The organism is bacterium, from assembly GCA_030685015.1.
In the GTDB taxonomy this organism is placed as follows: Bacteria; CAIWAD01; CAIWAD01; order CAIWAD01; family CAIWAD01; genus CAIWAD01.
Genome location: JAUXWS010000007.1, coordinates 17373 through 27776, shown reverse-complemented (window position 1 = coordinate 27776; position 10404 = coordinate 17373). Strand labels below are relative to the sequence as shown.

At 65.5% G+C, this 10404-nt stretch carries 7 protein-coding genes and 1 tRNA gene; 6 read left to right on the top strand and 2 right to left on the bottom strand.

The genetic code is table 11. The features are described from left to right. Window positions 1–65: 65 nt before the first annotated feature. The 4 genes from Q8O14_00675 to Q8O14_00660 are packed head-to-tail and all read left to right on the top strand — an operon-like array spanning window position 66 to window position 2000. A complete protein-coding gene (locus Q8O14_00675; protein ID MDP2359254.1) occupies window positions 66–809 on the top strand; it encodes a hypothetical protein in 744 nt (247 codons plus the stop codon). 10 nt (window positions 810–819) lie between these two features. Next, entirely contained in the window at window positions 820–1194 is a 375-nt protein-coding gene (locus tag Q8O14_00670) for a hypothetical protein (protein MDP2359253.1), read from the top strand. Window positions 1195–1203: 9 nt separating this feature from the next. Then, window positions 1204–1419, top strand: coding sequence for a hypothetical protein (locus Q8O14_00665; protein ID MDP2359252.1), 216 nt, complete (start codon window positions 1204–1206; stop codon window positions 1417–1419). Continuing rightward, the gene (locus Q8O14_00660; protein MDP2359251.1) at window positions 1419–2000 is read left to right on the top strand and encodes a transglycosylase SLT domain-containing protein; all 582 of its coding nucleotides are present in this window, start codon (window positions 1419–1421) and stop codon (window positions 1998–2000) included. Before Q8O14_00665 ends, Q8O14_00660 begins: the two co-directional genes overlap by 1 nt. 137 nt (window positions 2001–2137) lie before the next feature. Here Q8O14_00660 and Q8O14_00655 read toward each other — a convergent pair. After that, window positions 2138–2211, bottom strand: a tRNA-Arg gene (locus Q8O14_00655). A gap of 329 nt (window positions 2212–2540) precedes the next feature. Here Q8O14_00655 and Q8O14_00650 point away from each other — a divergent pair. Continuing rightward, a complete protein-coding gene (locus tag Q8O14_00650; GenBank protein ID MDP2359250.1) occupies window positions 2541–4310 on the top strand; it encodes a lamin tail domain-containing protein in 1770 nt (589 codons plus the stop codon). A 201-nt stretch (window positions 4311–4511) separates the two neighbouring features. Next, entirely contained in the window at window positions 4512–6218 is a 1707-nt protein-coding gene (locus tag Q8O14_00645) for a cation:proton antiporter (protein MDP2359249.1), read from the top strand. A gap of 296 nt (window positions 6219–6514) precedes the next feature. Here Q8O14_00645 and Q8O14_00640 read toward each other — a convergent pair whose 3' ends face one another. Further along, complete coding sequence (locus Q8O14_00640; GenBank protein ID MDP2359248.1) at window positions 6515–10264, bottom strand: hypothetical protein; 3750 nt, start codon at window positions 10262–10264, stop codon at window positions 6515–6517. Window positions 10265–10404 lie beyond the last annotated feature (140 nt).

The window sequence follows — 10404 nt, the reverse complement described above, 5'->3', positions numbered from 1 at the left end:
TCGCTGTCCCGGCTGGAAAGCGAAATGGGGGAGATCCGGCGCCTGCACATGCAGCGGGTGCCGGCGTGAAGCTCACCGTGACAGGGGCCCTGCTGATCCTGGCGGCGGGCCTGCTGGGCTGGCAGGAGGTACGCGTGCGCCTGGCCGAGCAGGGAGCGGCGGCCGCCCGGCGGGCTGCGGTCGGCCTGGAGGCACCCCTGCAGGTGGACGACTCCACCACCGTCACGCGCGCCCTGGAGGGCATGCTGCTGGAGCGGGACGCCAGCATCCACCGCCTGACCCGCCAGCTGAAAGCGGCCACGCGGGCCCAGATGGACCTGCACCTGGCCCTTGAGCGCCGGGACCTGCCGCCGGCGACCCTTCACCTGGATCAGGCTACCCGCACGCCGGCGGATTCCGACCTCATCCGCTACGAGGTGCCCTTTGTCCTGGCGGACGGGGACAGCGTGGACGGGCTCTGCGTGGCTGGCAGAGTGGGCCTGGACCAGCCCGGGCCGGACTGGCTGCCCAGCCTGGCCGTCACCTTGGACCAGGTGCGGCTGCAGGCGGGCGTGGCCATCGACCTGGTGGAGGGGAAGGACGGCTGGCGGGCGATCACCCGGACATCCAGTCCGGCCTTGTCCGCCGGCGTCATACTGGCCGTGCAGCCCAGGAAGACCACCTGGCGCGACCGCTTCCACCCCCTGGCCGGCCTGGGCGTCCAGGATGGCCATCCGCGCGTCGTGGCCGGCGCCCGGCTGGACCCCTGGGGCCTGGCCGTGTCCGCCGGCGCCGGGGCCGTGGGCGTCACCGTGTTCAAGTCCTTCTGAAGGAGATCGGATGGAGCAGCCCGCGCACATCAAGACCCTGTTCACACTGGCCGGACGACCCTTCCGGTTCAACGGCAAGGCCGTGCTGGACCGGCATGCCGGCGTGCATTTCCTGGGCAGCGCCGGCATGTGCTTGGTCCTGGGGCTCGTGGCCCGCTGGGCTGGTGTCGCCCGCCCGGACCTCCTCGGACCTGGGCTGGCTCTAGTGCTGGGAGTCCTGTGGGAGGTGGCGGACGGCTTCAAGCCCCTCTGGTACGAGGCACCTTTCGGGGACTGGCGAGACCTGATCCTGCGGGCCGACGGCTTCAGCTGGTCGGATGTGGCGGTGGACCTGTGGGGCGTGCTATTCGGCTTGATGGTGTTGCAGATCGGCTTCGGACTGTAGGAGGGACCCATGTTCGAGCAACTCGTCCGCGCGGCCATGGTCAATGTGGCCTACACGGCCCTGGCCGTGGTGCTGGCCCTGGCCTTGTGGAAGGGCGCCGACCACTGGCTCTTCCCCGAAATCGATTTCATCACCGAGATCAAGCAGGGCAACGTGGCCGCGGCCATCCTGGCGGGCGTCCTGTTGGTCTTCTGCGCCCACCTGGTCTCCGCGGGCCTGAACTGATGGGAGCGGGGCACACGTGCCGCCTGTGGCCCTGCCTGGGCCTGCTGCTGGTGCTGGCGGGGACCGCCCGGGGGACCTGGACCACACGCTACGACCCGCACTTCCAGAAGTACTCGAAGCGCTACTTCGGGGCGGATTTCGACTGGCGCTGGTGGAAGGCCCAGGCCATTGCCGAAAGCGCGCTTGACACCACCGCCCGCAGCTGGGCCGGCGCCCAGGGGATGATGCAGATCATGCCGGGCACCTGGCAGGATCTGGCTCCCAAGCTGGGCGTCACCTCGCCCTGGCTGGTGAAGGACAACATCCAGGCCGGGATCTACTACGACGCGCGCATGTGGGCCATCTGGAAGGCCCCGCGGCCGCTGGAGGAGAGGATCGCCTTCACCCTGGCCAGCTACAACGCCGGGCCAGGCCACATCATCAAGGCTCAGCGCCTGGTGGCGACCGGCATGAATCCCAACCACTGGGCGCCCGTGGCCGCCGAGCTGCACCGGGTCACTGGAAGGCACGCGGAGGAGACGCGAGGCTACGTGAAGCGGATCCGGAAGCTGCTTCAGGGGCTCGACAAGCATCCGCCGTAACGGCGCAGTCACCAGCCATTTTTCCCAGCGCCCTACCGCCTGTCGCCGTGGGGCGCTTGCTTTGCATAACACGGCGACCGTGCGGCGACCGGAAACGAAAAAGGGTCCCGCCGGTGGCGGAACCCTTTGACTGTCAGTGCACCCAAGAGGAGTCGAACCCCTAACCTTCTGATCCGTAGTCAGACGCTCTATCCAGTTGAGCTATGGGTGCATCGCCTGGATGAAGGCCAAGAAGATAGGACAGGGGCCGGGGCCTGTCAATCGGGCGGGCAGGGAAAGTGCGTCGATCGGGAACCAATCCAGGCAGGGCGTGGGGTGATTGCCCACCTTCAACGCAATTCTGAGAGCTTGCGAATACGCACTTGACACTTGCCATTTAGCTTTGCTTTTGTGACTGTGTGGCGTGCCTCTCCGGACCGGATCACTCGATGCCGCCGGTGAAGCCCCGCGTGCCCTGAACCTGACCTTGAACCACAACGATAGGAAGTACGCCGGGTGCCCTCGGCGTCCTGGGATTGCACCAAAAGAAGGACGTGAATCATGAAACATCGTTTGCTTGCCTTGGCGCTGGTGGGACTGGTGGGACAGGTCATGGCCCAGACCGCCACCTATCCAGTCATCAGTGAGCTTCGCTTTTATGAGACCTCCAGCGTGAACGACGAGTTCATCGAACTCTACAATCCGACGCTGGATGCAGTGGATCTGAGTGGTTGGAAGATCCAATACAAATCCGCCACAGGAACCTCATGGACGGACAAGCTCACCTTCCCCAGCGGCGCCAGCATCGCCGCCCACGGATTTGTGTTGTTCGCCGGAAATGCCCTGACGACGCCAACGCCTGACTACATCTTCAATGGAGCCATCGGGCTTGGCAATTCCGGCGGGCATGTTCGCCTCATTGATGCATCGGTGAACCAGATCGATCTGGTGGGGTGGCTGACGGCGAATGCCCCTGAGGGTGCGGCCATCAACCCGACCCATCCACGCACCGGAAGCTATGAGCGCAAGTCAAATCCCTCGGACACCACCATTGACATGGCTGCGGGTGGCGCATCCGCGCTTTTGGGCAATGGTTGGGATTCGAACAACAATCTCAATGACTTCGTGATCCACGCCCCTGAAACGGCCAACCCCCAGAACAGCAGTTCGCCCACAGAGCCGTTCTTGGGAGGCAATGTGCCCCCCGCCATCGGCGCCATCGCCTACACGCCCAATCCCCTGACCCCGGGCGCCGACGTCACTTTCAACGCGACGATCACCGACAGCGACGGCCTTGTCACCGTGGCCACCCTGTACTACGGCACCACCCCCGGCAACCTGGACGGCACCATGCTGCTCTCGCCCGCCGGCGGCGACCAGTTCACCAACCTGACGCCCATCACCGCCCCCGGCGCCTGCCAGACTTTGTATTACAGGGTCGAGGCCTATGACGACGCGGGCGACTCCGCCCTCTCTGCCGTGTTCGCGGCCCCCGTCCAGTGCACCCTGAGCATCTACGAGATCCAGGGCCAGACTGATGTCAGCCCCTACAACGGCCAGCTGGTGACGACCGAAGGCCAGGTCACCTACCTCCAGACCTCGACCTCCATGTTCATCCAGGAGGCGAGTGGCGCCTGGCACGGCATCCAGGTCTTCGGCGCCCATCCCGGCGTGAGCGAGGGCGACTACATCCGCGTCACCGGCACCGTCCTCGAGTACAACGGTTTCACCGAGATCACCAACCCCGGCTTGGTCATCGAAGTCCTGGAGTCCCCGGGCAGCCTGGTGATCGAGCCTGTCCTCGTGACCGTGACCGATGCCAACCTGGAGGACTTCGAGAGCGTGCTCGTGCGGGTCGAGAACACCACCTGCGTCTCCGCGAACCCCTTCTATGTCTTCGACGGCAATGATCAGATCATGATCTACTTCCCCGGCTACGAGGCCGTGGAGGACGAGTGTTACAACATCCAGGGCGTGCGCTACGCCTACCAGTTCACCAAGGAGATCCTGCCCCGCACCATCGACGAGATCCAGGTGTGCGGCACGGTGGGCGCCGACGAGCTGCCCCACTCCTTCGCCCTGGGCCAGGCCTGGCCGAACCCCTTCAACCCCTCGGCCTTCATCTCCTACAGCCTGGACCGCAGCGCCCAGGTCCGGCTGAGCGTTTTCAACATCCTGGGACAGGAAGTGGCCGTGCTGGCCGACCAGCTGCTGCCCTCGGGCCAGCACCAGGCCCGCTTTGATGCCACAGGCCTGCCCAGCGGCCTCTACCTCTACACGCTGCAGAGCGAGGGACGCCAGCTGACCGGCCGCATGCTGCTGGTTCGCTAGCCGCCAACCCAGGCATGAAGCTGCCAACCCCCGCGGCGATCGCAGCCGCGGGGGTTTCTGCTCCCAGGACAGGTACGCGACAAGCCCCGGCTTTCAGGGGAGGGGGACGCTCCTTACTTTCGGATGGCCGGGTTCCCCTGCGGACTGCGGCGCAAGATTCCCCCCGACACGGTTGACAGCGATCCAGCTGGCTGGAGGTGAATGGAAAGCCTGAGTTCCCACCAGGTGCTCGTCATGCTCCTCTCCTTTGCCGTCCTGCTGGGGGTTGCGCGGATCCTGGGCGAATTGGCCCAGCGCTTCAGGCAACCGGCCGTGCTGGGCGAACTGCTGGCCGGCGTGCTGCTGGGACCCACCGTGCTGGGCGCCTTCGCTCCCGAGTTGGCGCTTTTCCTCTTCCCGCCCGTGGGCGCCAACGCCATCGCCCTGAACGCCATTGCCACCCTGGCCATCGTCCTATTCCTGCTGGTGGCGGGGATGGAGGTGGACTTGTCCATTGTCTGGCGTCAGGGTCGGGTGGCGCCCAAGGTCAGTCTGAGCAGCATCCTCATCCCCTTCGCGCTGGGTTTCACCGCCGCATGGTTCCTGCCGGAGCTGTTGGGTCGACATGCCGGGGCGGATCCAGTGATTTTCGCCCTCTTCCTGGCCACCGCCCTCTCCATCTCCGCCCTGCCCGTCATCGCCAAGACCCTGATGGACCTGGGACTCTACCGTAGCGACCTGGGCATGGTGGTCATTGCCGCCGCCATTTTCGACGATCTGGTGGGTTGGATCATCTTCGCGGTTGTCCTGGGTCTGATCAGCGGACATGTGGGGACGGCGAACGGTTTCCTGTCCATGATCGGTTTCACCCTGGCCTTCACCGCCGGCATCCTGACCCTAGGTCGCTGGTTGATCCATCACGCCATGCCCTATGTGCAGGCCTACACCCGCTGGCCGGGCGGGGAACTCAGTTTCGCTCTCATCCTGGCCTTGCTGGGGGCCGCTTTCACCGAGTGGATCGGCGTCCACGCCATCTTCGGCTCCTTTCTGGTGGGTGTAGCGATCGGGGACTCGCCCCATTTGCGGGAGCGGAGCCGCGTCATCATCGACCAGTTCGTCTCCTTCATCTTCGCCCCGGTCTTTTTCGCCAGCATTGGCCTGCAAGTCAACTTCATCACCAGCTTCAATCTTCCGCTGGTGCTGGGCGTCCTCTTCATCGCCACGGTCTGCAAGCTGCTGGGCGGCTACCTGGGCGGCCGCTGGGGCGGGATGAGCGTGCGGGATGCCTGGGCGGTGGGCTTTGGATTGAACGCCCGGGGCGGCATGGTGATCATCCTTGGGCTGCTTGCCCTGCAGGCCAGCATCATCGACCAGTACCTCTTCGTGGCCCTGGTCATCATGGCCATCGTCACATCAGTCATGAGCGGACCCATCATGCGCCTGCTCGTCCGGCACGGCAGCCGCCAGCATCTGGTGGATTTCCTCAGCGCACGGCATTTCATCCGAAACCTGCGCGCCGACACGCGGCGCGGCGTGGTGGAGGAGCTGGCGGGAGCGGTCTGCGCCGGCACCACGCTTGATCTGGCGACGGTGCAGGCGGCCGTCTGGGCCCGGGAAGAGGCGCTGCCCACCGGCCTGGGCAAAGGCCTGGCCGTGCCCCATGCCCGCGTGCCGGGTCTGCCCCGACCCCTTGTCGCGGTGGGCCTGTCCTCCGTCGGCGTGGATTTCGACGCCCCGGACGGCCGGCCGGCGCGGGTCATCGTCCTGCTCCTCACCCAGGAACACGATCCCGGCATCCAACTGGCCATCCTCTCGGAGCTGGCCCACCTCTTCCGCGATGAACGGATGGCGCCGCGCGTGCTGGAGACGCGCAGCTACACGGACTTCGTCGCCTTGATGAGGACGGCCGTCATCGAAGCCCACATTTAGTGGACTGAACCCCGTGATCTGTCGGACGCTGTTAGCTGGTTGCATCTGGAGTGACTCGATCGAGGCCATGACACAACCCTTCGGCAAGCGCTCCCGTTGCCCACCGTGGCGTTGCACCCCATGACGTAGCTCCACTACGCCTGCGGGGCCGCGCCTTGCGCTGAGCGACGTGGTCGCTTCAACAGCCGCATTGCACAGGAACCGATCCATCGGGGGCCGATTACCGCATTTACAACAAGCAAGGCCCCCTTCCCGTGGGAAAGGGGCCTTGCCCTGTGCTCTGATGTGGGCGCGGATCAGCGCAAGAGCTGCATGGTCCGGGCCTGGCGGAAATCCGGCGTGGTCAGCAGGTAGACATAGGTCCCGCTCGCCACTTGACGGCCCTGCTCGTTGGTGCCGTCCCACCGCTGGGCATGGGGACCCCAGGGCAGGGTCTCGCCGCTCAGAAGCTGCTTCACCCGCTCGCCCAGCATGTTGTAGACGCCCAGTTCCACTGGCACGGCGGCGGGCAGGGTGAAGCGGATGAGGGTGACCGGGTTGAAGGGGTTGGGTGCGTTGCCGTCCAGGGAGTAGCCGGCCGGCGGACTCAGCGTCGAGACATAGACGGCCGTGGCGTGGAACTCGCTGCTTCCGTCCAGATCCACCGCCTCCACCCGGTAGCAGTAGACGGTCCCCGGCTCCACATCCTGGTCGATGCTGCGGTAGTCGGTGGCCGAGCTGCTGTTCTCGCGGCCAAGCAGGCCTTCATCGAGCAGCCAGTCGTTGATCGGCGTGAAGGCCATGTCCGCCGGCAGAACTCCTTCCGCCGAGGTGGGAGCGCGCCAGAGGCGGAAGCCCAGGCTGTTGATCTCCGACTCGGTGCGCCAAGTGATGATGTTGCGGCCAAAAGTGGCCTCGCCCGCGAAATCGCTGAACTCGACGGGCAGGGTGTAATCGGCGGCGGCACCCGGCTGCGGCCAGGATCCGCCGAAGGGCTCCACGTCATCCACGCTGTTTTGCAGGGCCACAGCCGATTCGCTCGTCATCTCCATGCCCAGGGTCTGCTGGTTGGTGGCGGAGGCGCTGATGTCGACGGTGAGGAGCACGCGGGTCGCCTGACCATGGCCCACCAGCAGGCTCAAGCCGGTGAAGTTGGGATTGATCGTGCCCGAGATGGTGCTGCCCAACTGCGTGTCGACCCCGGCGTCGTACTGGTCGTTGCCATTGACGTCCCACCACAAACGGAAGGCGGAGACATGGGCCGTGGTGGCGTTGGAGGAGGATGTCTTGGTGAAGGAAAGCCGTGTCACCACCAGATCGGCGCCGGGCATCTCCGAGTTCAGTTCCAGCCGCGTGATGGCGTTGTTGGTGGAATTGGGGCTCATGTTGGCGCCGATGTCCACTCCGCGCAGGGTCAGGGTGGGGTTGACCACATAGACCATGCGGTTGGCCGCCACCGGCTTGCCGTCGGGGGCGTTGCCCTGGGCGTCCGTGCCGCCCACCCACCAGAACATGTAGTCGTAGCCGAATCCCTGGGCATACATGGTGGCGCCGTCCAGGTAGCGCTGAATCAAGCCGCCGCCCGTCGTGACGGTGGCGCTGTACTCGGCGTCGTAAGCGGAGTACTTGGTCGAGTCGTTGTCGAAGGCCCAGTGGACGGAGAGGGTCTCGCCGTCCTCGTCCACATTGGCCTGCAGCATGTAGCCTGGGCTGTCGGCGCGGGCATTGATGTGGAAGCGCCAGGCGGGGCTGGCGTTGGACAAGGTGGGCGCGTTGACCGAGATGTTCTTGACGCGCGTGCCCTGGTTGGCGCCCAGGTCGCCACCGATGTCGTAGGCTCCCGTGGTGGCCGTCAGCACGATGCCGAGCGCCGTCAGGTTGCAGGTGCCGTTGACGAAGTCCGTGGCTTCGTCCAGCACGGCGTCCCCGCGGCCGCTGATGATGAGGCTGGTCACGGTGCCGCCGCCCTGGGGCGTCGCGTCCAGGGTGAGGGGCTGCTGCGAGGCGTCGAACCAGGTGATGTTGTTCTGGTACACGTCCTTCACCGTCACCGTGTTGGTGCCGGACCAGGGGGTGCCGCTCTCCTGGCTGGCCGCATTCAGGCTGAAATTCATCTGGTCCGGATCCAGGGCGAGGATGGTGATGTCGCTGGACCAGGGATTGTTGGGGACACCCGTGGCCAGGGCGTTGATGGCGCCGGTGGTGCTGGCGTTGTAGAAACGAACCAGGAGGGTGGTCGTGTTCACCCCATTCTCGAAGGAAATGTTCTTGGCCGTTGCCCAGTTGGTCGTGTAGGCGGCGCCCCCCACCTTGATCTGCGGATTATTGCCGGAGGGGCTGGCCACCGCCGTGCGACTGAACAGCGTGCTCACATCGTCCGTGTCGAAATCGCAAAGGAAGTTGCTGGCATCCACCACATAGAGATCGACGCCGAAAGCCGTCCCGGCGTCGGTCGGAGTGGGAGTGCCCGTGACGCCCGTGCCGTTGACGAAGCTTTGCCCGCTGAGGGCGACCAGCACCTTGTTCGGATCGCCCGTCACGATGCTGCAGTCCAGGGTGTCGGCCAGCAGCCCGGCCGTGGCCGCCCGCAGCTGATAACTGCCTGGGACGCTGCCCGACACCCAGAAAGAGGCGGAGGAGGATCCCTCCAGGTCCAGCGAGGAGATGAGGGGCGTGCCGTCGCTCTCGCTGGAGAAGGTGAGGACACCCGGCCCCGCCACCTGGGAGAGAGCCAGGGTGCGCGTGCCCGTCTCCAGGTTGCCGTAGGCGTCCCGCATGGACACGACCACCTCGTCCTCCCAGAGGCCGACCTCCTGGTTGACCGTTCCCGCCAGCGCCAGGCGCTGCACCTCCTGGAAATCAATGCTGGAGGCGGAGGCCGCCGTGTTGTTCTTGTCGTCGGTGGCCAGGAGCCGGTAGAAGCGGTACTGCGTCCCGTAGGCCCAGCTGCCGCCGTAATTGGAGTCGCTCACATTGGAGTCGGTGGAGAGGGTTGTCCAGGAGGCGCCGTTGAGGCTTCCCTGCAAGGAGACGGAAGCCATGGACGGATCGGTCGAAATCGAGTTGGCCGTGCCACTCCAGACGACGGAGCCGCCACTCAGATCCGAGCTGGAGTTCGGATTGACCATGGAGGGGTTGGCGGGGGGGATGCGCTCCGTGGTGGCGGTGAGGTTGTGGCCGTCCTCCATCTCGTTCCCCGCCGTGTCACGCAGTTCCGCGGCCAGCACATCCCGGTCGTAGGTGATGGTGCCTTGCCAGTTCCGATGCGGGAGGGAGCTGGCCAGGTTGAGGGTCCACACCGTGTTGGAGGAGCCGGTCAGGCTGATGCCGGCGATGCTGCCCACGATGCCGTCCCCGGACACGCTGAAGGCGGCGCCCACGTCGCCACCGAATTCCGCCACGGCCTCGTTGGTTTGGATGCGGATGGTGGTGAGGCTGGTGGCATAGGTGCCGGCCAGCACCATCGTGGGCGGGCTCAGGTCGGCCTGCATCACGCCGTAGGTGAAGCCGGCCCCGGTCAAGGTCATGGTGCCGGCATGCTTCACGGCGGCGCCCGCGATGGAAGCGTAGGTCTCGCTCACCTCGGCCTGGTGGATGGACGTGCACTTGCCGTCCAGGTGGATGGTGAAGGTCGCGTCGCCGCTTTGCCAGCTCGAGGGGGCCGTGATGGTGAAGGTCAGCCGGGACTGCCCGCTGCCGTTGGTGGTGATGGTGATGCCCGAGGCCTGGGAGTTGCTGTAGCTGTAGAAGTCGATCAAATCACCTCCCAGCGAGTCGGGAGGGTTAGTGGTGTTCGGAATGATGATCAGTTCGTCGATGGGGGCCGTGGAGTTCCAGGTGCCGGCTTGCAGCACGGCCGTGATGTAGATCGTCTCGCTCGGAGTGATGTTCTGGTCGGCGATGCCGCCGGAACCGTGGAAGAAAAGGCTGTCCAGGGCAAAGGTGGTGCGGAGGCTTTGGTCCGCGTTGTCGTTGCCGTCGTCGGGATGGCCAGATGATGCAAGCGCCGGCATGACCAGCAGCAGTGTGAGCAACACTTGCAGGAACCGGGCGATCATTGGCTTCATGCTGTCCCTCCCAGGCTTGTCCACGCACCGCAGGCTGAATACATGTTCGTGGACGCGGCAGGTTTTCGCTGACTTGCTCGTCACCAATTTAGGACAGGTATTCAGGTGGATCAAGCTGGTCATCACTACCGCCGGGAGCT